This is a genomic window from Inquilinus sp. (genome assembly GCF_039594555.1).
In the GTDB taxonomy this organism is placed as follows: Bacteria; Pseudomonadota; Alphaproteobacteria; order DSM-16000; family Inquilinaceae; genus Inquilinus.
In genome coordinates, this window is sequence record NZ_JBCNNF010000007.1 from 22,184 (window position 1) to 44,908 (window position 22,725).

20 protein-coding genes are annotated in these 22,725 nt (G+C 68.2%); 16 read left to right on the top strand and 4 right to left on the bottom strand.

Going from position 1 to position 22,725, the window contains the following annotated elements:
- Nucleotides 1-109 precede the first annotated feature (109 nt).
- From ABDW35_RS01560 to ABDW35_RS01570, 3 genes are read right to left on the bottom strand one after another with little or no spacing between them, the layout of a single operon-like run.
- The gene (locus ABDW35_RS01560; protein ID WP_343712082.1) at nt 110-799 is read right to left on the bottom strand and encodes a DUF3313 domain-containing protein; all 690 of its coding nucleotides are present in this window, start codon (nt 797-799) and stop codon (nt 110-112) included.
- A 55-nt stretch (nt 800-854) separates the two neighbouring features.
- On the bottom strand, nt 855-4,013 hold the full coding sequence (locus ABDW35_RS01565; protein ID WP_343712083.1) for a multidrug efflux RND transporter permease subunit: 3,159 nt from the start codon (nt 4,011-4,013) through the stop codon (nt 855-857).
- Between the two features lie 36 nt (nt 4,014-4,049).
- Entirely contained in the window at nt 4,050-5,198 is a 1,149-nt protein-coding gene (locus ABDW35_RS01570) for an efflux RND transporter periplasmic adaptor subunit (protein WP_343712084.1), read from the bottom strand.
- A gap of 865 nt (nt 5,199-6,063) precedes the next feature.
- Between ABDW35_RS01570 and ABDW35_RS01575 the strand changes: the two genes are divergently transcribed.
- The 16 genes from ABDW35_RS01575 (at nt 6,064) to ABDW35_RS01650 (ending at nt 20,762) form a co-directional block, all read left to right on the top strand.
- The gene (locus tag ABDW35_RS01575) at nt 6,064-6,801 is read left to right on the top strand and encodes a FadR/GntR family transcriptional regulator (protein ID WP_343712085.1); all 738 of its coding nucleotides are present in this window, start codon (nt 6,064-6,066) and stop codon (nt 6,799-6,801) included.
- 36 nt (nt 6,802-6,837) lie between these two features.
- Nucleotides 6,838-7,275: a ribose 5-phosphate isomerase B gene (gene rpiB, locus ABDW35_RS01580; protein ID WP_343712103.1), complete on the top strand. Its 438-nt coding sequence runs from the start codon at nt 6,838-6,840 to the stop codon at nt 7,273-7,275.
- A 3-nt stretch (nt 7,276-7,278) separates the two neighbouring features.
- Entirely contained in the window at nt 7,279-8,187 is a 909-nt protein-coding gene (locus ABDW35_RS01585; RefSeq protein WP_343712086.1) for an NAD(P)-dependent oxidoreductase, read from the top strand.
- Nucleotides 8,188-8,198: 11 nt separating this feature from the next.
- Nucleotides 8,199-8,882, top strand: a complete 684-nt coding sequence (locus ABDW35_RS01590; protein ID WP_343712087.1) for an amino acid ABC transporter permease — start codon at nt 8,199-8,201, stop codon at nt 8,880-8,882.
- Between the two features lie 15 nt (nt 8,883-8,897).
- Entirely contained in the window at nt 8,898-9,569 is a 672-nt protein-coding gene (locus tag ABDW35_RS01595; protein WP_343712088.1) for an amino acid ABC transporter permease, read from the top strand.
- A gap of 34 nt (nt 9,570-9,603) precedes the next feature.
- Nucleotides 9,604-10,332, top strand: a complete 729-nt coding sequence (locus tag ABDW35_RS01600) for an amino acid ABC transporter ATP-binding protein (RefSeq protein ID WP_343712089.1) — start codon at nt 9,604-9,606, stop codon at nt 10,330-10,332.
- Nucleotides 10,333-10,374: 42 nt separating this feature from the next.
- The gene (locus ABDW35_RS01605) at nt 10,375-11,187 is read left to right on the top strand and encodes a transporter substrate-binding domain-containing protein (protein ID WP_343712090.1); all 813 of its coding nucleotides are present in this window, start codon (nt 10,375-10,377) and stop codon (nt 11,185-11,187) included.
- A gap of 274 nt (nt 11,188-11,461) precedes the next feature.
- On the top strand, nt 11,462-12,484 hold the full coding sequence (locus ABDW35_RS01610; RefSeq protein ID WP_343712091.1) for a LacI family DNA-binding transcriptional regulator: 1,023 nt from the start codon (nt 11,462-11,464) through the stop codon (nt 12,482-12,484).
- A 194-nt stretch (nt 12,485-12,678) separates the two neighbouring features.
- Nucleotides 12,679-13,692, top strand: coding sequence for an SIS domain-containing protein (locus ABDW35_RS01615; protein ID WP_343712092.1), 1,014 nt, complete (start codon nt 12,679-12,681; stop codon nt 13,690-13,692).
- A 23-nt stretch (nt 13,693-13,715) separates the two neighbouring features.
- Nucleotides 13,716-15,038 (top strand): extracellular solute-binding protein, encoded by a 1,323-nt coding sequence (locus ABDW35_RS01620; RefSeq protein ID WP_343712093.1) that lies wholly within the window; start codon nt 13,716-13,718, stop codon nt 15,036-15,038.
- 5 nt (nt 15,039-15,043) lie between these two features.
- Nucleotides 15,044-16,012, top strand: coding sequence for a sugar ABC transporter permease (locus ABDW35_RS01625; RefSeq protein WP_343712094.1), 969 nt, complete (start codon nt 15,044-15,046; stop codon nt 16,010-16,012).
- A 2-nt stretch (nt 16,013-16,014) separates the two neighbouring features.
- Complete coding sequence (locus tag ABDW35_RS01630; RefSeq protein WP_343712095.1) at nt 16,015-16,869, top strand: carbohydrate ABC transporter permease; 855 nt, start codon at nt 16,015-16,017, stop codon at nt 16,867-16,869.
- Between the two features lie 20 nt (nt 16,870-16,889).
- Nucleotides 16,890-17,744 (top strand): sugar phosphate isomerase/epimerase family protein, encoded by an 855-nt coding sequence (locus ABDW35_RS01635; RefSeq protein WP_343712096.1) that lies wholly within the window; start codon nt 16,890-16,892, stop codon nt 17,742-17,744.
- 5 nt (nt 17,745-17,749) lie between these two features.
- Nucleotides 17,750-18,604, top strand: coding sequence for a PfkB family carbohydrate kinase (locus ABDW35_RS01640; protein ID WP_343712097.1), 855 nt, complete (start codon nt 17,750-17,752; stop codon nt 18,602-18,604).
- A gap of 2 nt (nt 18,605-18,606) precedes the next feature.
- Nucleotides 18,607-20,022 carry an FAD-dependent oxidoreductase gene (locus tag ABDW35_RS01645; RefSeq protein WP_343712098.1) on the top strand — a complete coding sequence of 472 codons (1,416 nt, stop codon included), beginning with the start codon at nt 18,607-18,609 and terminating at the stop codon, nt 20,020-20,022.
- A 545-nt stretch (nt 20,023-20,567) separates the two neighbouring features.
- On the top strand, nt 20,568-20,762 hold the full coding sequence (locus ABDW35_RS01650) for an Lrp/AsnC ligand binding domain-containing protein (protein WP_343712099.1): 195 nt from the start codon (nt 20,568-20,570) through the stop codon (nt 20,760-20,762).
- Nucleotides 20,763-20,871: 109 nt separating this feature from the next.
- On the opposite strand, the gene ABDW35_RS01655 is transcribed toward ABDW35_RS01650, so the two are convergent.
- On the bottom strand, nt 20,872-22,725 hold a 1,854-nt coding region (locus ABDW35_RS01655), incomplete at its 5' end, for a calcium-binding protein (RefSeq protein WP_343712100.1).

Here is a 22,725-nt window from a genome sequence, read left to right on the forward strand (position 1 = left end):
GGCGGGCTCGACTGTATGGGCCACGGCACGGCCGGCAAAACCAAAGATGACCCACTTCCGGTTTGGTTTGCCGGCCGGCATCCTCCCGAGCCGCCGGCGGGCGAACGACCTACCGCCGCGGAGGGGCCATGGTGTCGATCACCTTGGCCAGCCCGCTCGCCGTATGGGTCAGTGCAAGCTCGGCCGTCTCCATGGTGCCGATGGAGGAGCGGAGGTCATAGGCCGGCGGGCTCTGCCGGGTCACGAAGCCGCCGAGGATCTGGCCGGTGGCGGAATCGGTGAACTTGCCGGCGACAGTGACGGCACCGACGAAGGCGGCCGGCATGCCCTCCGCGCTCTTGATCGCCGTGATCCCCAGCCCGACGGGCGTGACCCGGGTCAGCGACAGGATCGGCCGCGTGTTGGAGACGCCGGCCAGGCTGAGCTGCAGCGTGACGATGCCCGGGCCGGGCCGCGGGACGACGTTACGGTTCCGCCCCAGCGCCTTGGCGACGTCGCGCGTCAGCTCCTGCGCCAGCCGCTGCCGGTCCGGCGGCGCGATCTCGCCGAAATCGGCGTCGGGACCTTGATAGACATCGGCCGCCGGGATGTAGAAGCCGCGATATTTCGAGACGTCGAGCGTCGGTGACCGGAAGACCAGCGTGTCGCCGCCGAGGCCCTGGCTGGCGGGAGACCCCGCCGAGCCGGAGGGGGCGAGCGGCATCTCCGCCGACAGCCCGGCCGTGGTCTCCGGCCTGGTCTGGGCGCAGGCGGCCAGCGTGACCGCGGCGGCTATCGCCGCACCCTTAAGAAATCGCATGTAGAGGCTCCTCGTACGACTTAGCGCCATGCCGCCGCGCGGCACGGATGGGGAATCACGGATTGGCGCCCGAGCCGGCTTCGGCCGGGACGGCAGGCTTCGCGCGCCGGCGTTCCGCAAGGCGCTGCAGCAGGGTGAAGAAGCACGGCACGAACAGCACCGCGAGGCAGGTCGAGGCCAGCATGCCGCTGACCACGGCGATGCCGATCGAGATACGCGAATTGGCGCCGGCGCCGGTGGCGAAGACCAGCGGCAGCACGCCGAGGATGAAGGCGAAGGACGTCATCAGGATCGGCCGCAGCCTGAGCCGCGCCGCCTCCACCGCCGCGTCGGCGATCGCCAGGCCCTCCGCCCGCTTCTCCCGCGCCACCTCGACGATCAGGATGGCGTTCTTCGCCGCCAGCGACACCAGCAGGATGACGCCGATCTGGGTGTACAGGTTGTTGGCGACGCCGAGCAGGTTCAGGGCCGCGACGGTGCCGAGCAGCGCCAGCGGCACGGCCAGGATCACCGACAGCGGCTGGGTCCAGCTCTCATACTGGCCGGCCAGCACGAAGTAGACCAGCACCAGGGCCAGGCCGAAGACCAGGTAGATCTGGTTGCCGACGATCTTCTCCTGGTACGACATCGCGGTCCAGTCCGAGCCGTAGCCCGGCGGCAGGCTCTGCGCCGCGATCTGGTCCATGATCCCCATGGCCTGGCCGGAGCTGAATCCCGGTGCCGGGCCGCCCGCCAGCGTCACCGACGGATACAGGTTGTACAGGCTGATCAGCGGCGGCCCCTGCACGGTCTGCACCGTCAGCAGGGTGCCCAGCGGCACCATCTCGCCGGCCGGCGTCTTGATCTTCAGCTTCAGGATGTCGTCGGGCACCAGGCGGTGCTGCGCCTCCGCCTGGGCGTAGACCTGGAACACGTTGTTGAACTTGTTGAACTGGGTGACGTAGGTCGAGCCGAGATAGCCCTGCAGGGCCGAGAACACCTGGCCGACGGTCACGCCCAGCGTCTCGGCCTTGGTGCGGTCGACCGCCAGGAACAGCTGCGGCGTGCCGGCGCTGAAGGTGGTGTTGACCCGCTGCAGCGCCGATTGCGTGCCCGCTTTGGCGACGATGTCGCGCGCCGCGCCCTGCAGCTGCACGAAGTCGGCGCTGCCATCCTTGACCAGGAGCTGCATGGTGAAGCCGCCGGAATTGCCGATGCCCTGGATCGGTGGCGGCACCAGGACGAAGGTGTTGCCGTCCTGCAGGTTCGCCAGCGATGCCGTGAGCTTCTGGTAGATCGCCCGCAGGCTTTCATCCGGGCCGCGCTCGGACCAGTCCTTGAAGATCACATAAGCCATGCCCGCGTTGAACAGCGTGGCGTTGTTGTCGAGCACCGAAATGCCGCTGACCCCGACGACATCGGCGACGCCCGGCGTCGCCAGGGCGATCTTCGTCACCTCCGCCACGGCGCGGTCGGTGCGCTGCAGCGACGCCCCCTCCGGCAGCTGGATGCTGACGATGGCATAGCCCTGGTCCTCGATCGGCAGGAACGCCGTCGGCACCCGCGACATGCCCCAGAACGCCAGGCCGATCAGCCCGGCGGCCACCAGCACCATCAGGCCACTCCGCTTGACTATCCGGCGGACCAGCCGCGCATACCAGCGCCCGGTCGCGTCATAGAAGCGGTTGAAGCCACGGAAGATCAGGTTGCGGTGCTCCGGCGGCGTCGGCGGCCGCAGCCACAGCGCGCATTGCGTCGGCTTCAGCGTGGCGGCGTTGACGGCGCTGATGATCGCGGTGGCGGCGATCACCAGGGCGAATTGCTGGTACATCTGGCCGGTCAGCCCGGGCAGGAAGGCGGCCGGCACGAACACCGACATCAGCACCAGGGTGATGCCGATGATCGGGCCGAACAGCTCCCCCATCGCCTTCACCGCGGCCTCGCGGCTGCTCAGCCCCGCCTCCATGTGGTGCGAGACGCCCTCGACGATGACGATGGCGTCGTCGACGACAATGCCGATGGCCAGCACGATGGCGAACAGCGTCGCGGTGTTGACGCTGAAGCCCAGCGCCGCCATCGCCGCGAAGGCGCCGATGATGGTCACCGGCACGGTGGTGGCGGGCACCAGCATGGCCCGCCAGTCCTGCAGGAACAGCAGGATCACGATCAGCACCAGCACCGCCGCCTCGATCAGCGTCTTGTAGACCTCGTCGATCGAGGCGCTGACGAATTTCGTGGTGTCGAAGGGGATGTCGTAGGCCAGGCCCTGGGGGAAGGCGCGGGCCAGCTCCGCCATCTTCGCCCGCACCTCGCCGGCCACGGCCAATGCGTTGGCATCGGGCAGCAGGAAGATGCCGATCGCGGCCGTCGGATGGCCATTGAAGGTGGCGGTGTGGCTGTAGCTCTGCGATCCCAGCTCGACACGGCCGATGTCGCGGACCCGGACCAGCCGGCCGCCATTCTGGTAGTCGGCCTTGACGACGATGGTCTCGAACTCCGCCGCGTCGTCCAGGCGGCCGGCGACGTTGATGGTGTACTGGAAGTTCAGCCCGTTCGGCGCTGGCGGCATGCCGACCATGCCGGCCGTCACCTCCTGGCTTTCCTGCTGGACCGCGCTGACCACGTCGGCCGGGACCAGGCCGTAGGCCTGCAGCTTGTCCGGGTCCATCCAGATCCGCATGGCATAGGGGCTGGCGCCGAAGACCGTGACATTGCCGATGCCCGGCAGGCGCTGCAGCTCCTTCTGCAGGTTGATGACGGCGTAGTTCGACAGGAACAGCCCGTCATACCGGTCGTCCGGCGAGGACAGGGTGATGAACTGTAGGACGGCGGTCGACTTCTTCTGCACGTTGACGCCCTGCACCTGCACCGACTGCGGCAGCGACGACAGCGCGATCGCCACCCGGTTCTGCACCAGCACCTGGGCGGAATCGGGATCCGTGCCGATGTCGAAGGTGACCGTGAGAGTGTAGGTGCCGTCGCTGGCACTGGTCGACTGCATGTAGATCATGCCTTCGACGCCGTTCACCTGCTGCTCCACCGGCAGGGCGACCGTGTCCATGATCGTCCGGGCGCTGGCCCCGGGATAAACCGTGGTGACCTGCACCGTCGGCGGCACGACATTGGGGTATTGCGAGACCGGCAGCTGCAGCAGCGAGACCGCCCCGATCAGCACGATGACCAGCGCCAGCACATTGGCGAGAACCGGCCGCTCGATGAAGAAGCGCGAGAGCATGGGATCACTCTGGGATTGGAGAACGCGCGGCGGCGATCAAGGCTTGGCGGCGGACGGGCCGGCGCCACGGCCGGCCATGGTCGCCTTGTCGGGCGCGACCTTGCTGCCGGGCACGGCCTTCTGGATGCCCCCGATCACCACCCAGTCATCGGGCCCGATTCCGTCCGCGACCACGCGCATCGATCCCTCGCGCGGGCCCAGGGTCACCTTGCGCTGCTCGACCGTGTCGTCCTTGCCGAGCACCAGGAGGTAGTCACCGAGCTGGCTGGTGCCGATGGCCGTGTCGTCGACCAGCAGCCCGTCGCCCGGACGGCCGACCGGGATGCGGACCCGGGCGAACAGGCCGGGCAACAGGGCCAGGGTCCTGTTCTCGAAGACCCCGCGCACGGTTAGGGTGCCGGTCTGGGCATCGATCTGCGGGGCGATGTAGTCGATCACGCCCCGGTGCGGATATCCCTCCTCCGTCTGCAGGCCGATCTCGACCGGGACGTCGTGCAGGTCGGCCGCCTTGCGGCCCTGGGCTGCGAGGGTCTGCTTCACCTGCAGCACCTGCTGCTCGCTGACGTTGAAATAGACGTAGATCGGGTCGGTCTGGACGATGCTGGCCAGCTTGGTCGGGCCGCCATAGCCGACCAGGGCCCCAACATCGACGAGATGGTTCGTCACCACGCCGTCGAAGGGCGCCGTGATCTCGGTGTAGCCGAGCGTGATGGTGGCCAGCTCGACATTGGCCTGGGCCTGCATCACCGCGGCGGTGGCCTGGTCGAGCTTGGTCTTGGCGTCCTCGACATGGGCCTGGGAGGCGACCTGTGTCTTCCCCAGCGCGGCCTGGCGGTCATATTCGGACTGGGCATTCGCCTGCCCCGCCTGCTGCTGGATCAGGTCCGCCTTGGCCTGCTGCAGCTGCGCGTCATAGGTGTCGCGCTGGATGTGGAACAGCGGCGTGCCCTTGGTGACCAGCGCGCCGTCCTTGTAGTCGATCGAGACGAGGTCGCCCTGCACCCGCGCCGCCAGATCGACGGCATTGAAGGCCTGGGTCGACCCGGTCAGCTCGAGAAAGGGCGTGACCGGCTCGCGCACCGGCTGCGCCACGGTGACCTTGGGCGGCGGCGGCGGGACATAGGCGTTCTGCTCGTTGCAGCCGGCGAGACCGAGAGCCAGGCCGCACAGCGATAAGGTTCGCACCGGCCGTCGGCCGAAACAGCCCCGCCCGGCGGGTCGCGATATCGTCATCACTGTTCCCCTCGGGCATGGCCGGATCGGCTGCCCCGCTGCTTGTCGTCTGATCCTGACTGGCTTGTCCGCCTGGTCACTGCCGGAACCGGCCGCCGGGACGGCCCTCGGGCTGCCGCCGCGTGAGGCCGCCCTTCGGCCCCGACCCCGGGTCAGAACGGCAGGAGCGCTTTCGGCGAACAAACGGTGCTGGAGGTGCGGTCGGAGTCCTTGCCCCCGCACCGCAACCGAATGTCCATGCCGGTCGCGGTCATGAGCTTGATGCCGGCCAGGCGCGGAGTGCCGCAGGGGTCCGCCCAACCGCTGCCCGCGCGGTGTCGCGGCATCCACGGGTCATTGTCCGCATGGCTCACATCCCCTTGCTCAACCGACGAGGCCTCGCCCCGCCGGCGAAACGGGGTGATCGTCTCCGGCAGACGCGAAATGCCGTCTCCCATTCGGTTGAGATAATATTATTGCTTAATTGGATCATCGCCTATTCGATGAAACGACCGTACCGATCGATGAAATGATCCTCCCGGTTCGGCCGCCGACCGAGATTTTCCCCGGAGTAGGGTATTGCGGTGGGATTCACTGCGCTGATGATGTCCCACATCGTCTGCCCCGTCTCCAGTCCGGCTATAGCGGGCAAGCGATGCCAAGTCTGCCGAACACCTGCATCCGCTGCCCTCCGTTACCGCCGAGATCCAGAAGTGGACCTCTGCGGCCCTGTTGGCCGCGATCGACGAACCGGACCTTGCGACCTGCCGGATTCGGGTGAGCGGGTTGACATGCGCGCTACGGGGCGCTTAAGTGGTCTTACCACGGTAAGAACACTATGGCCGACCTCATCAAGCTCACTCGCGATCCCGACGACGCGCCCGGCGGTTACGCCAAGGTCTTCGCCTTCCTGCGCGAGCAACTGCTATCCGGCGCGTTGAAGACCGGCGACCGGCTGCTGCCGGAGCGGGACCTGTCGGCTCTGCTGGGCGTCGGCCGGCCGGTGCTGCGCGAGGCGCTGCGGGCGCTGGCGATGCTGGGCGCGGTCGAGATCCGGCACGGAGTCGGCACCATCGTGCGCCAGCCCGACGCGTCGACCCTGGGCGAGTTCTTCACCTTCGCCCTCGCCCAGCAGTCCGATGCCATCGACGACGTGATGGAGGCGCGGATCGCGATCGAATGCCAGGCGGTGCGCCTGGCCTGCCGCCGCGCCACCCTGGCGGATTTCGAGCGCATCCGGGCTGCACTGCAGCGGATCGAGGCCACGATCGACGACCCGGTGGCGGGCGGTGAGGCCGATTTCGACTTCCACAACGGCATCGTCCATGCCGCCCGGTCGGAGACGCTGCGCAGCGTGTACGCCGCCATCTCCGGCTTGGTGCACCGGTCGCATCGCGGGCGGCGCGAGCTGATCCTGAAGGTGCCGGGCATCCGGTCGTTCCTGATAGACCACCACCACCGGATCTTCGAGGCGCTGGTGGCGCGCGACGTGCAGCGCTCGGACGAGCTGCTGCGCCGCCATTTCGAGATCGGCGACGAGTATCGCCGCAAGGCCTTCGAGACCCCGCAAGGCTGACGCCCCGACAAGACCAGGAGACCCGTGTTGAAGATCGTGATCGGCTGCGACCATGCCGGCTTTCCCCTGAAGCGAGAGATCGCCGACTTCGTCGCCGGCCTAGGCCATGCGGTGACGGATGTGGGCAGCCACACCCCCGACCCTGTCGACTTCCCGGACATCGCCCGGGCGGTCTGCGCCGCCGTCACCGGCGGGGCGGCCGATCGCGGCCTGATGATCTGCGGCACCGGCGTCGGCGCGGCAATCGCCGCCAACAAGATCCGCGGCATCCGCGCCGCGGTCTGCCACGATTTTCATTCGGCGCATCAGGCGGTCGAGCATGACGATGTCAACGTCATGTGCGTCGGCGCCCAGATCGTCGGCCCCTGGCTGGCGCGCGACCTGGTCGCGGCATATCTCGCCGCCGAGTTCGAACCCAGCGAGGACTTCAGGCGCCGGGTCGACAAGCTGGCGCAGCTGGAGCGGGAGGGCTGAGCGGTGCGGGAGCCCAAACAGACCGTCGGCTTCATCGGCCTCGGCACCATGGGCCGCGAGATGGCGGCCAACCTGCTGCGCGCCGGCCACGCCGTCCACGCCTATGACGTGGTACCGGCCGCGGTCGAGGCCCTGGCAGCGCAGGGTGCCGTTGCCGCCGCCAGCGTGGCCGAGGCGGCCGAGGCGACCGACATCGTCGTCACCATGCTGCCGGACACGCCGCAGGTAGAGGAGGTGCTGTACGGCCCCGGCGGCCTGCTGGCATCGCCGCCGCGCGGCCGGCTGGTGGTCGATATGAGCACCATCTCGCCCCAGGCGGTGCGGCGGATGCATGGCGACCTCGCCGCCGCCGGCATCGACCTCCTCGACGCCCCGGTATCCGGCGGGCCGCAGGGCGCCCGCGCCGCGACGCTGACGATCATGGCCGGCGGCAGCCGTGCGGCCTTCGACCGGGCGCTGCCGGTGCTGCGCGGCATGGGCACCACCATCACCCATGTCGGCGACAGCGGCGCCGGCCAGACGGTGAAGCTGTGCAACCAGCTGATCTGCGGCATCAACCTGCAGGCGATCTGCGAGGCGCTGGCGCTGGGCCGGGCCTGCGGCGTCGACCTGGAGCAGATGCGCGAGGTGCTGCTCGGCGGTTCCGCCGCCTCCTGGATGCTGGACCGGCTGGGGCCGGCGATGATCTCGCGCGATCCCGGCGCCGGCTTCCGCATCGACCTGATGCTGAAGGACCTGCGGCTGGTGCAGGAGCTGGCCTTCGGCAAGGCCGTGCCCCTGCCGGCCACGGCGCTGGTCACCAGCCAGTATCTCGACGCCCGGGCCCATGGCGAGGGTGGCAACGGCAACCAGGCCCTGTTCCGCGTCTATGACCGCATGAGCGGGCAGGCCCCTTCCCCTGGCGGCGGATAGAGGAGCCGGCGATGGGCGTGTCCCTCGATTTCTCCGTCGTGCTCGAGCGCTGGCCGATGTTCCTGGACGGCGCTTGGCTGACCATCCGCCTGGCCCTGGCCTCGACCATGCTGGGCTTCGCGCTGGGCACGCTGTGCGCCATCGGCCGGCGCGGTGGATCGGCCTGGCTGTCGCGGCTGTGCGGCGTCTATGTCGAGGCGATCCGGAACACGCCCTTCCTGGTGCAGATCTTCGTCGTCTATTTCGGCCTGTCCAGCCTGGGCCTGTCGCTGCCGGCCGTCACCGTCGCGGTGATCGCGCTGACCATCAATGTCGGCGCCTACACCGCCGAGATTATGCGCGCCGGCTTCGACTCCATCCACAAGGGGCAGCTCGAGGCCGGGGAATGCCTGGGCCTGTCGCGAACACAGGTCTACTGGCATGTGGTGCTGCGCCCGGCGATGGAGCGGGTCTACCCCGCTTTGACCAGCCAGTTCGTGCTGCTGATGCTGGCCTCCTCCGTGGTCTCCCAGATCTCGGCGGAGGAGCTGACGGCGGTCGCCAACTTCATCCAGTCCGACACCTACCGCGCCTTCGAGACCTACATCGTCGTCGCGCTGCTCTACATCGCCCTCTCGCTGCTGATGCGGGCCGGCTTCTGGGGGCTGGGCCTGGTGCTGTTCCCGCGCCGCCGCCGGCTCGGCACGCCGCTCTGACCCCGCGAGGACGCCATGCAACCCAGCCTGAACCTCAACCATCTCGACTTCCTGCTGCAGGGCGCGCTGTGGACCCTGGTGCTGTCGCTGATGGCGCTGATCGGCGGCGGACTGGTCGGCTTCGGCGTCGCCCTCGGCCGCATCGCGCCGAGCCGCCTGCTGCGCGCCGCGATCGGCGGCTATGTCCAGCTGATCCAGGGCACCCCGCTCTTGGTGCTGCTGTTCCTGACCTATTTCGGCTTACCGGCGCTGGGCGTCGAGGTGCCGCCGCTGCTGGCCGCCGGCGCGTCGCTGACGATCTATGTCAGCGCCTATCTCGGCGAGATCTGGCGCGGCTGCCTGGAGGCGGTGCCGAAGCCGCAATGGGAGGCGGCGGAGTGCCTGGCGCTGAGCCGGACCCAGCGCCTGTTCAAGGTGATCCTGCCGCAGGCGATCCGCCTGGCCACGCCGCCCACCGTCGGCTTCATGGTACAGATCATCAAGAACACGTCGCTGGCCTCGGTGGTCGGCTTCGTCGAGCTGGCCCGGGCCGGGCAGATCGTCAACAACTCGATCTTCCAGCCCTTCGCGATCTACATGGTGATCGCCGTTCTCTACTTCGCCATGTGCTACCCGATCTCGCTGCTGAGCCGCCGGCTGGAGCGCCGGACCGGCCGTGCGCCGCGGCTGAAGCTGGCCCTCGCCTGACCGGGCCTCAAGAAGATATCAGGGAGAGAACGCGATGACCGCGATGGTGACGCTGCAGGACGTGCGCAAGAGCTTCGGCGAGCTGACCGTGCTCGACGGCGTGTCCTTCGCCGTCGGGAAGGGCCAGGTCACGGCCCTGATCGGCCGCAGCGGGTCGGGCAAGAGCACGGCGCTGCGCTGCATCGACCGGCTGGAGACGATCGACGGCGGCGAGATCACGGTCTGCGACCACAAGGTCAGCGACCCGGAGATCGACCTGCGCCGGCTGCGGCTGGACGTCGGCATCGTGTTCCAGAGCTACAACCTGTTCCCGCACCTGACGATCGAACAGAACATCACCCTGGCCCCGGTCTCGGTGAAGAAGGTGCCGCGGGCCGAGGCCCGGGCACTGGCCCGCGGCGTGCTGGACCAGGTCGGCCTCGGCGAGAAGGCGGATGCCTATCCCGAGCAGCTGTCGGGCGGCCAGCAGCAGCGCGCCGCCATCGCCCGGTCGCTGGCGATGCAGCCCAAGGTGATGCTGTTCGACGAGGTCACCTCGGCCCTCGACCCCGAGCTGAAGGGCGAGGTGCTGAAGGTGATGGAGGACCTGGCCGCCCGCGGCATGACGATGATCATGGTCACCCACGAGATGGGCTTCGCCCGCCGGGTGGCGGACCGGATCGTCTTCATGCATCGCGGCCGGGTGCATGAGCAGGGGCCGGCCGGAATCCTGGCCGAACCCGAAACGCCGGAGCTGCAGCAGTTCGTCGCCAACGAGCTGTGAGCCCGGACAACCAACCAGAAGACAGACAAGGAGGAGACGCAGATGCAGCCGTCAATCCGCTGGGGCCGGGCGATCGCCCTGGCCTGCACCCTCGGCCTGGGCGCCCTGACCCTCGGCACCGCGATGGCGCACGCCGACGCGCTGGACGACATCATGGCCGCCAAGAAGATCCGCGTCGCGACCGACCTGGCGATCCCGCCCTCGGGCATGATCGACGACCAGATGAAGCCGACCGGCTCCGACGTCGAGACCGCGCAGCTCCTGGCCAAGGATTGGGGGCTGGAGCTGGAGTTCGTGCAGACCACGGGCGCCACCCGCATCCCCAACGTCCAGACCGGTAAGGCCGACATCATCATCTCCACCCTGTCGGTGACGCCGGAGCGGGCGAAGGTGATCGACTTCTCCAAGCCCTATGCGGCGCTGCAATCGGTGATCGGCGCCCCGAAGGATTCGCCGATCAAGGACTGGGCCGATCTGCGGGGCAAGGCCGTGACCGTCACCCGCGGCACCACCCAGGATACGGAGCTGACCAAGCTGGCGGCGGAGAAGGGCTTCCAGGTGGTGCGCTATGACGACGACGCGACCATGGTGACCGCCGCCGTCTCCGGCCAGGCCCAGATCGTCGCCACCTCGGCGACGCTGGTGAACCAGATCAAGGCGAAGGCGCCCGACCGCGCCTTCGAGCCGAAATTCCTCATCCGCACCTTCGACCTCGCCATCGGGCTGCGCAAGGGCGAGCCGAAGCTGATGGAGAAGCTGAACGGATGGGTGTCGGCCAACCTGAAGAACAGGAAGTTGAGCGACATCTACCAGAAGTACCACGGCTCGCCCCTGCCGGAGACGATGCTGCAGTAAGCGGTGGGAGCGTCCGTGAGCGGGCGCTCGACCTCTGACCGGGAACGACTTTGAATGTTCACGCTGCCGTGGGCATAGGTCGAGTTCCAGAGGCGATCCCGCTGGCGCGGTGCCAGCCGCAGTCCGTCGTCGATGTAAAAGCACATTATCTGTCAAGGCAGGCATGACGCGTCCTTGACGAATTGGGAATGCGCTGACTTCGATGCAGAGGACAGCGATGCCAAGCCAAAGCGGCGGTGGCATCTGGTATCACGTCGCAGGAGAGCGAGACCTCGTGACCCGCAAAGGGATAACCCTGAAGGATGTCGCCGCTGCGGCAAACGTGTCGCGGGCGACGGCAGCACGGGCGCTGAACAGCTACGGCTATGTCGGAGACGAGACAGCGCTGCGCGTGGTCGAGGCGGCCGACAAGCTGGGCTACAGGGCCAACCGCGTCGCGCAGGCGCTGCGCAGCGGGCAATTGCCGATCGTCGGCTTCGTGGCCGGCGACATCCAGAATCCCTTCTTCGCGCGCGTCGCCCACGACCTCGAGGCGGAGCTGCGCAAGCATCGGCATAACCTTCTCATCGCCAGCAGCGAGGAGACCCTGGAGCAGGAAAAGGAGCTGCTGAAGAGCCTGCACGCCTTGAGCCTCCGCGGCTTCTTCCTCGCCCCCACCTCGGCGACCGACAACCAGCACATCGTCGACCTCGCCCGCGAGGGCACGCCGATCGTCCTGATCGACCGCGTGGTCCAGGAGGTGCAGTGCGACAGCGTCGTCGTCGACAATGAGGGTGGCGCCCGCGAAGCGGTCGACTACCTGGTCGCGAACGGGCATCGCCGTGTCGGCCTGCTGCGCGACGATTCCCGGATCTTCACGGCGCAGGAACGCCTCGCGGGATACCGGAATGCCCTGCAGTCGCATGGCATCGACCTCGATGAATCTCTGGTCGGCGTGTCGCCTTCGACGATCGAGCATGCGATCGAGGCCACCATCCGCCTGTTCAGCCGCCGCAGCCGCCCGACCGCGCTGTTCACCGTGGACAGCCTGATGACGCAGGGCGCGCTGCTGGCCCTGCGCTCCATGGGCCTGTCGATCCCGCACGACGTATCGCTGGTCGGCTTCGACGACTTCAACCTGGCCACCTTCACCGACCCGCAGATCACGGTCGTCGCCCAGCCCATCGCCGAGATCGGGCCGCTCGCGGCCAAGCTGCTGCTCGAGCGGCTCGCCGGCAAGACAACCGCGCCGCGGCACAACCGCTTCCCGACGCGCCTCATCATCCGCGGTTCGGTGGCTCCTCCACGGAAGCGCTGAGCCGTCGCAGCCTGAAGCCGGACCCGCACAAAAGGGACTTGTCAGCGTTCGGGATCCATGACTAACTCGGCCATGTGAGATCGATCTCACAACATCTGTCCCGATGTGAGATCGATCTCATAGCCATATCGGACGGCGTTCCGGCCCGGAAGCTTCGGACCGGACGCTTCGCACAGAGAGACGAGAAGGATCACATGCTCAACTTCGACAAGGACCGCTTCGTCAGGATTCAGAGCGGCGCGGTCGCCATCGCCGGCGAGGCGCGGGCGCTGCTCCGCCGGCTGCTTTCCGACGGGGTTGAGCGGCTCTATTTCATGGGCACCGGCGGCGTGCAGCTGTTGACCCTGCCCGCCATCGAACTGGCGCAGCGCCATACCGTCTTTCCCGTCGCCACCGGTTTCCCTGCCCAGGTCGTGCTTGATCCGCCGGCCGGGCTGGACCGCAAGGCGCTGGTGGTCATCCCGTCGCTGTCCGGCACCACCAGGGAAAGCGTGCAGCTGCTGTCCTTCCTGAAGCAGCGCGGCGTCCGCACACTGTCCCTGACCGGCCACGCGGACACGCCGCTGGCGCAGGAGGCGGACCACACCTTCACCAATTTCGCCGAGGACGACACCTCCTCGGAATCCTTCTATCTGCAGACGCTGCTGATCGTCCTGGCGCTGCTGGCCGAGCGCGGCGAATACGATGATTTCGACGGCAACGTCGCGGAACTGCAGCGCCTGCCCCGGCTGCTGGTCGATGCCAAGGCGACGTTCGAGGAGTCGGCTGCCGGGCTCGCTGCGACGATCAGGGACGAGGCCTACCACATCTTCACCGGCGCCGGTTCGGTATGGCCGGAAGCGCATTACTACGGCATGTGCATCCTGGAAGAGATGCAGTGGATCCGCACCCGGCCGGTGCATGCGGCGGATTTCTTCCACGGCACGCTGGAGCTGGTCGAGCCCGGGGTCAGCGTCTTCGTGTTCAAGGGCGAAGATGCCTACCGCCCGCTGTCGGACCGGGTCGAGGCCTTCGCCCGGCGCTACACGGATCGGGTCCGGGTCCTCGACGCCGCTTCTGTCGATCTTCCCGGCATCTCCCCCCGGGTGCGCAGCCTGATCTCCCCGGTTCTGCTGGCCACCCTGCTGGAGCGCCTGAGCGCGCATCTCGAGGTGCTGCGTGACCACCCGCTGACGACCCGCCGCTACTACAAGCGCGTCGAATACTGACCAGTCAAACAGGGAGGCTCACAATGAAATATTCGCTGCATCTTGTTGCCGGCGCGCTGACCGCCGTCTCGGCATTGGCCCTTTCCGCCGGACAGGGTTTGGCCGCCGGAGAGGAGGTCGTGGCCGATCCGGCCGCGACGGTCGAATACAGCGGCACGCTGTCGATCCTGACCAAGTTCGGGCTGCAGCAGCTGTCGCCCTACTTCGTCAACCTCGCCCACGAATACGAGAAGCTTCATCCGGGCGTGAAGGTGGAGCTGATCCAGGAGAGCGACGACAGCGTCAAGGGCAAGACCAAGACGCTGGTCGCGTCGAATTCGCTTCCCGACATCTACTTCTCCTGGACCGGCAGCTGGGGCGCCAACTTCGTGCGCGGCCACCGCGCCGTCGACCTGTCGAAGGTCATCGGCCCGGACAGCGACTGGGGCAAGACCTTCGCCCCCGCGGCCGTCAAGGCCTTCCAGTACAACGGCAAGTCCTACGGCATCCCGCTCTACCTCGATGCCAAGTTCATGGGCTACAACAAGCAGGTCTTCGCCAAGCTCGGCCTGGGCGTGCCCTCCAGCTTCGAGCAGTTGCTGACGAGCTGCGACGCGATCCGCAAATCCGGGATGACGCCGATCTCGCTGGGCAACAAGGAAGCCTGGCCGGTGGTCCATTATGTCGGCCAGCTGCTCGCCTACAACGTGCCCGAGGCGACGCTGGAGCAGGATTTCGACCCGAGAACGGCGAAATACAGCGACCCGGGCTATGTCGAGGCACTGAAGCAGTTCCAGCAGCTGGCGCAGCGCTGCACCGACGGCGCAGCGATGAACGGCACCTCCTACGCCTCGGCCTTGCAGGCGTTCAGCAACGCCAAATCGGCCATGTACTACCAGGAGATCATCGAGTTCGATCAGAGCGCGGCGCCCGATTCCGCCTTGAAGGTGTCGGATTTCGGCTTCTTCCCGCTGCCCGTCCCGGAAGGCGCCAAGGGTGACCCGAAGGCGATCGAGGGCGCGCCCGAGGGCTACATGATCAGCACGGCGTCGAAGAACGTCCCGCTGGCGATCGACTTCATGAAGTTCGCGACGTCGGCGGAGAACGGCCGGGTTCTTTCCGCGCCGCCCTACGGCCAGCCCAGCGCCACGATCGGCGGGGCGTCGGAAGGGACCATGAGCCCGACCGTGGTCGAAGGCATGAAGCAGATCAACGCGGCGTCCTATCTGATGCCGTGGCTCGACACCGCCAACACCCCGCGCGTCGCGGCGGCCTGGCTGTCCAGCCTGCAGGCCCTCGCCGGGGGCACGATGACCCCGGACCAGGTCATGGATGCGGTGCGTCAGGCCGCCTCGGCAGGCCAATGATGCCGATGACGGCCGCAGGCCGCGACCGGATCGGAAGCGGCGCCGCCATCGGCGGTGCCGCGGGGCGGCGGACGCCGCGGCACGGGCTGCGCGCCCGCCTGCGCGACCTCCTGTCGTTCCGCTGGGCGGCGGCGGCCGTGATCTTCATCGGCTGGTTCGTCTACTATCCGATCGTCGACAACTTCGTCGTCAGCACGACCGAAGAGGACATCTTCACCGGCGAGGTCACCCATGTCGGCCTGGCGAATTACAGCCGCTTGCTGCATGACCCGGTCGTCTGGACCTCGCTCTGGAACAACCTGCTCTACGCGGCGATCTCGGTCCTCTTCCAGGTGTTCGGCGCCTTCCTGCTGGCGGCGATCATCGAGGGCCTGAGGGACGAACGCTGGCGCCGGTTCTGGCGGGCGATCTACTTCGTGCCCTCGGCGATCTCGATCACGGTGACCGGACTGCTGTTCTACTTCATCTACCAGCCCGACATCGGGCTGCTGGATGCGGCGCTGACCCGTCTCGGCCTCGACCAGCTGGCCCGGCCGTGGCTGGGCGACGAAGGCACCGCGATCTACGCGATCATCGCCATGAGCCAGTGGCAGGGCTTCGGCTATTCGACGCTGCTGTTCGCCATCGCGATCCAGAAGATCCCGCGGGAGCTGTACGACGCCGCCATCATCGACGGCGCAGGGCCGCTGCGGCGCTTGTGGAACGTCACCTTTCCGCTAACCCGGGAGATGACCGGCCTGATGGTGATCGTGACCGTCACCGGGGCCTTCCAGGTCTTCAACGAGGTGATGGTGATGACCGCCGGCGGGCCCAACAACAGCAGCCAGGTCCTCGGCACCTGGCTGTACCAGCAGGGCTTCATCGAGAACAATTTCGGCTACGGCGCCGCCATCGCCGCCGTCATCTTCCTGGCGACGCTGGTGACCGGCGCCACGCAGCTCTGGTACACGCGGCGCCGGAGGGTCCAGCTGTGACGATGGCGGCAACCCTCCCGCGCCGGCGGGATACGAATGTCTGGGCCGTCATCGGCAGGACCTTCCTGGTCGCCTTCCTGATCTGCCTCGGCGTGGTCGTGATCTATCCGCTGCTGTGGATGGCGCTGAACGGCTTCAAGAACAACGCCCAGATCTTCGGCGACCCGTTCGCCCTGCCGGACGGCTGGTCCTGGGAGAACTATGCCCGGGCCTGGAACCAGGGCGTGCGCGACTACGTCACCACCAGCGTCCTGGTCACCGTCGCCTCCGCCGCCTGCACCGTGCTGGTCAGCGCCTGGACGGCCTTCGGACTGACCCGCACCCGGATGCCGGCGAAGCCCCTGGTCGTCGGCTTCGTCCTGGGCGGGCTGATGCTCAGCCCCACCGTTGCCGTCATCCCGCTGGTCCGGATGATGCAGGCGCTCGGCCTCTACAACACCGAATGGGCGCTGATCATCCTCTACACCGCGTTCCGGATCCCGTTCACCACCTTCCTCATCCGCGCCTACATGCTCGACCTGCCCGGCGACCTGGACGAGGCGGCGAAGATGGATGGCGCGAGCGAGGGGCAGAGGTTCTGGCGCATCACCCTGCCCCTGTGCCGGCCGATCATCGTGTCCTGCGTCATCCTGCACGTCCTGTTCGCCTGGAACGAGTACCTGTTCGCGATGATCTTCACGAGCGGGGCCGATGTGCAGACCCTGCCCGTCGGCCTGACCTCAATCATGGCGAAGCACGGGACCAATTACGCCGAAGTCTTCGCCGCGATGACGATCTCGGCCCTGCCGATCGTGATCGTCTTCTTCGCTGCCCAGCGCTACTTCGTGCGTGGCCTGGCCGAAGGCATCGGCAAGTAGACATCCTCGAAGGAGCGTTCATGCCGCAGCTCGCCCGCAGTCAGCTGATCGGAGCCAATTTCTGTTTTCAGCATTACCCGTTCGACAAGGCAGCGGAGGCGATCCGCGGCTTCGGGTTGCGGGAGATCGAGCTGTGGGGCGCCGCGCCGCATCTCGATCTCTTCCACGCCACCGATGCCCGGGTCGCCTCGGTTCGCCGCATCCTGGCCGATAACAGCCTGTCCGTCTGGTGCTTCACGCCGGAGCAGGTGGTCTATCCGATCAACATCGCCTCGGGCGACGGCGCGCTGCGGGAGGACAGCGTTCAGCGCTTCTGCCGTGCCGCCGACATCTGCGCGGAGCTGGGGGCGCGCTATCTGTTCCTGACCTCGGGGCGGGGTTACGAGACCGAACCGCGACAGCAGGCCTGGGCCCGTGCCGTCGATTCGCTCGGCCGGATCGCCGAACACGCGCACAGCAACGGCGTCCGCTGTCTGCTCGAGCCGCTGCAGCGCTTCGAGACGAACATCCTGACCAACGCCGCCGACCTGCGCCGCATGCTGGAGGAGCTGGGCGCGGACACCATGGATGTCGTTCTGGACACCGTCGCCATGGCGACGGCCGGGGACACGGTGGCCGGCTATGTCGACCTGTTCGGCCCCCGGCTGGCCCATGTTCAGCTGGTCGACGGCACGCCGGGCGGGCATCTGGTGTGGGGCGACGGCTCCCTGCCGCTCGGCCGCTATATCGAGGATCTCGCCGCTTCGGGATATGCCGGCAAGCTCACCTTCGAGCCGTTCGGCACCGGGACCTATGCCCTCGACCCGATCCAGGCCTGGTCGCGCTGCCTCGCCGCGATCGAGCCCTATCTGAGCCGCAGCGAGACGAGAGCGTGACCGGAATGTCTTCACCAAAGCTGGTCGCGGTCGGCGACAACTGCCTCGACGCCTATCTCACGCGAGGTGTTGTGACCGCCGGCGGCAATGCGCTGAACGTCGCGGCGCAATGGCGGCGCGGCGGCTGGCCGGCCCGGTATTTCGGCGTTGTCGGCAACGACGCCGAGGGCGAGATCCTCCTCGAGGAGATCGAGACGGCCGGGCTGTCGCGAGGCGATGTCGAGCGCCGCCCCGGCGACACCGCCGTGACGCTGCTGCGGGACGAGGCCGGTGACCGGCAGTTCCTGCTCGAATCCCTCGGCGTCGGCGACAACTACATGCCGGCGGACGAGCATTACCGGGCCATCGCAGCCGCGGACTGGGTCCATCTCGGGACCAACGCCAATCCGGATCTGGTCCGGCGCCTGGTGGCGCGCCGTGTCCCGTTCAGCGTCGACGTCTCGACGAAGCACCTGGCCATTCCGCTCGAAGGAGTCCCCCTGCTGTTCGCGTCGGGGCCTGACGGCGAGGAGCCGGTGGCGCCGCTGACGAACGCCCTCCGTGCCGCTGGCGCGCGGCAGGTGGTGCTGACCTGCGGCCGCCGCGGCGCCTTCTTCGACGACGGCGCCACCATCCGACACGCCCCGGCGATACCGGTCGATGTGGTCGACACATGCGGCGCCGGGGACAGCTTCATCGCCTCGTTCCTGGCGTCGTTCCGCTTCGGCGGCCTCGATGCGGCCGAGGCGCTGCGGATAGCGGCGGCCGCGGCGGGAGAGACTTGCCTGCATGTCGGCGGGTTCCCGCAGCAGCCGAGGCCGATCCCGGACTGGCTGCCGGCCAAATATGCCGAGTTCGTCACCCCGGCGGAGGGGCGCTGACCATGGCGACGATCCGCCTGCGGCAGCCGGCCGTCGCCGCGCCAGCCGACCGGTCGTTCTGGCTGCAGGATATCGATGCCGACGCGGCCACTGCGCCGCTGCACGGTATGGAACACGCCGACGTCGTGATCGTCGGCGGCGGCTATACCGGCCTGTGGACGGCGCTACGGATCCGCGAGCTCGCCCCCGAGACGCGGGTGACCGTCCTCGAAGCCGATCTGTGCGGGTCGGGCGCGTCCGGCCGCAATGGCGGCCAGGTCCATTCCTGGTTCGCCGAGCTGGACCAGATCAGCGCCGTCGTCGGCGTCGAGGAGGCGCGGCAGCTTTGCGCCGACACGGTCGACGCGATCGCGGAGCTGGAGCGGCTGCAGCACCAGGGCACGATCGACATGGATCTGCGGCTGGACGGCTGGCTGTGGACCGCGAGCTCGATCGCGCAGGAAGGCGCCTGGGAACGCGCGGTGGCGCTGACCGACGCCGCCGGCGCCGACCGGTTCAGGCCACTGACGGCGGAGGAGATCGAGCGCCGCACCGGGTCGTCGGCCTCCTATGCCGGCGTGGTCGAGCCCCATGCCGGGACGGTGCATCCGGCCAAACTGGCGGTCGGGCTGCGCGACCTGGCGATCGCGCGCGGCGTGACCATCCACGAGCGCAGCCCGGTCATCGACATCGCACCGGGGAGGACATGCACGGTGCGCACCTCGCGTGGCGCCGTGCAGGCCGAGAAGGTGGTGCTGGCGGCGAATGCCTGGCTGTCGGCGCTGCCCGAGCTGCGCCGCCACCTGTATGTCGTCGGTAGCCAGGTTATCGCCACCGCCGAAACACCCGCGCTGCTGGACCGCATCGGCTGGCGCGACGGGGCGTCAATCTGCGATTCGCAGCGGAATGTCCTCTACTACCAGCGCACCCCGAAAGGCCGGGTGATCTTCGGCCGGGGCAGCGGCGAGGTCGCCTTCCGGGGAGATTTCGGCGTCGGCTTCAACCGCAGCCCGCAGCACGGGCGCGACAATCTGCGGGAGCTGCACCGGGTCTATCCGGCGCTGCGCGGCGTGCCCGTCGAATACGACTGGGCCGGCCCGATCGACTGCGTGCCGGAGCATGTGCCGGTGTTCGACCATCTGCGCGGCCACCCCAACATCGTCTTCGGGATGGGGTTCAACGGCACCGGCATCGCCCAGACGCCAATCGGCGGCCGCATCCTGGCCAGTTTGGTGCTCGAACGCAGGGATCGCTGGAGCGACAGCGGACTGGTCGGCCTCGCGCGGCGCCACAGGCTGCCGCCGGAGCCGCTCCGTTATCTCGGTGCCCGCCTGGTGCGCAGCGCGATCCGGCGCATGAACGACGCCGAGATCCGCAACCGGATGCCGGGCTCGATCAGTCGTCTCGTGGCGAAGCTGAAACCGGGGAGCGGTCACTAGCGATGGGACCCTGGCTCGGGCAGAGGAATCGCAGGAACTTGCGCTTATCGGCGCGGGGTTTGATCCGCGTCCAGCCCGCCAGGGCTAGCGGGCGCGGATTGCGGCCATCGAAGATCCGGATCCTCACCGAATTGCTGATCGAGTATTGCGAGCCAGCTCCACACCTCGCGGGTGTCGACCGCTAAGGTGCGAACGGCGCGAAGCCGATCCCGACGACGGAAGATGTGGCTCGGTGCGCGGACCAAATGGGTGTCAACTGTCACCCTGGCCGCTTGCAGGGCAGAGGCGAGCGCGGAGAGCTTGAGCACATAGTGGAACATACGAGACGATAATCCGATACGCATCCTATTGGCGGAAGATAGTCGTGACCTCTCCGAGTGGGTGAGCCGCCTGTTGCGCCAGAGCAAGTATGAGGTGGACTGTGTTCACCGCGGTGACGAGGCGATGCGGCCCTGCAGTCGCACGAATATGCGCTGGTCATCCTCGACCTCGGCCTGCCGGAACTCGTTGGCATCGAAGTCCTGCGGCGCCTGAGACTGGCGGGCATGCCGGAAGTGGAAAGCTGCGATCACGTCTCCGGGCCGATGGATGTGGTCCTGACCGTGCGGGCGCGCGATCTTGCCGGGCTGAGCGCGCTGCGCGAGCGCATGAAAGCTATTCCCGGCGTCGCCACCATCACCATCGCTCCGGTGCTGAAGAACCACCTCGCCAGTCGCGTGATACCGGTCGACGCGATGTGACGTCCTGCCGGCAGTTGTCCAGGGTGCCTGCTCGACCGCGCATCATCTCTGGCCCCATTCCAGTATTTACAAAATTCTTTCGTTTAGTCAGGGGCGTCTGAACACGTCGTCACAGCACGAAATCCGCCGCCGTCAGCGGATGATCCGAGATGACATTGATGGCGAAGTCCGGCGCCTTGTCGCCATTGGCGTCGGCATAGACCACCTGGACCGCGCCCACCGTCACCACCCGCAGCTCGCCGGCATGACGGGTGAAGTCGCCGGTGCCGAAGGTGAAGGCGGTGTCGCCGTTGGCCGCGTTGCCGTCGGCGTCGATCGCCGACAGGTCGATCCTGTCGCCGGTCGAGAAATCCGCGATGCCGTCCTTGCCGGCTCCCGAGGCCGCGCTGTCGGATAGTGCGGTGTAGACGAAGCGGTCACTGCCGGCGCCGCCCTTGAGCAGGTCTCCCCCGCCGCCGCCGGTAAGGATATCGTCGCCATCCAGCCCCCACAGCGTGTTGGCTCTGTCGTCGCCGGTCAGCGTGTCGGCGAAGGCCGAACCCATCACCTGTTCGATGCCCGAGAAGCTGTCGCCTTCGGCCGTGCCGGTGGCGAGGCTGACCGTCACCCCGGTGGCCGAGGCGGCGTAGAGGATGGTGTCGATGCCGGCGCCGCCGGCCAGCGTGTCGGCGCCGGCGCCGCCATCGAGCACGTCATTGCCGGCGCCCCCCTCCAGCCGGTCGTCGCCGGCGCCGCCGGAAAGCGTGTCGTTCCCGGCCTCGCCGAAGACCTGGTCGTTCCCGCTGCCGGCATCCACCGAGTCGTTGCCGATGCCGCCATGGATGGTGTCCACCCCGTCGCCGCCGATGAGGCGGTCATTGCCGTCGCCGCCGTCGAGGCTGTCGTCGCCGGCCTCGCCGGCCAGGGAATCATCGCCGCCATTGCCGATGAGCGTGTCCGCGCCGTTCCCGCCGCCGAGGATAGTGCGGCCGTCATCGCCGGTCAGGTGATCGTCCAGGCTGGACCCGAACAGGTTCTCGATGCCGGTCAGGGTATCGCCCTGGGCGTCGCCGCTCGCGGCGGTGTGGGCCAGCAGGTCGACGGTGACGGCCGCGGCGGAGCCGCGGTAATCCGCCTGGTCGACGCCGTCGCCGCCATCCAGCACGTCGGCCCCAGCCCCGCCATGCAGGGCATCGTCGCCGGCGCCTCCGGTCAGGGCGTTTGCCCCGGCCCCGGCGATCAGCCGGTCGGCCAGCGCCGACCCGATCACGTTCTCGATCCCGCTCAGCCGGTCGCCCTCGGCATCGCCGCCATGGCCGAGGCCGGAAATGAGATCGACCGTGACCCCGGCCGTCGAGGTCGAGTAGCCCGCCGTGTCGACGCCGGCATCGCCGGGAAGGGTGCTGTCACCGACGAGGAGGTCGGCGCCGGCGCCGCCGTCGAGCCTGTCGTTGCCGCCCAGACCAAAGAGCCAGTTCGCGGCGCCGTCCCCGATCAGCGTGTCATCGAAGGAGAACGAGCCGTTCACGACTTCGATGCCGGAGAGCGTGTCGCCTTCTGCGTCGCCGCCATGGCCGATGCCGAGCGACAGGTCGACTGTCACCCCGGCCGGGGAGGAGGAGTAGATGGCGTTGTCGACGGGGCCGGCACCCCCGTCCAGATGATCGGCGCCGGCGCCGCCGGTCATGGTATCCGTGCCGGCGCCGCCGAGGAGCACGTCGTTGCCGGCGCCGCCATCGAGTCGGTTGTCGCCGCCACCGCCGGACAGGAGGTTCGCCCCGCCATCACCAGTCAGCATGTCGTCGAAGGCGGTGCCGACGAGGCCTTCGATGCTGGTGTAGGCATCGCCCTGGGCATCCCCCTTGTTGCCCCCGGCCTGCAGGTCGGCGATCACGCCGGCGGCGGCGTTGTCGTAGCGGGCGAGATCGAAGCCGGCGCCGCCGTCGAGCTGGTCGGCGCCCGCCCCGCCATAGAGGTTGTCGCC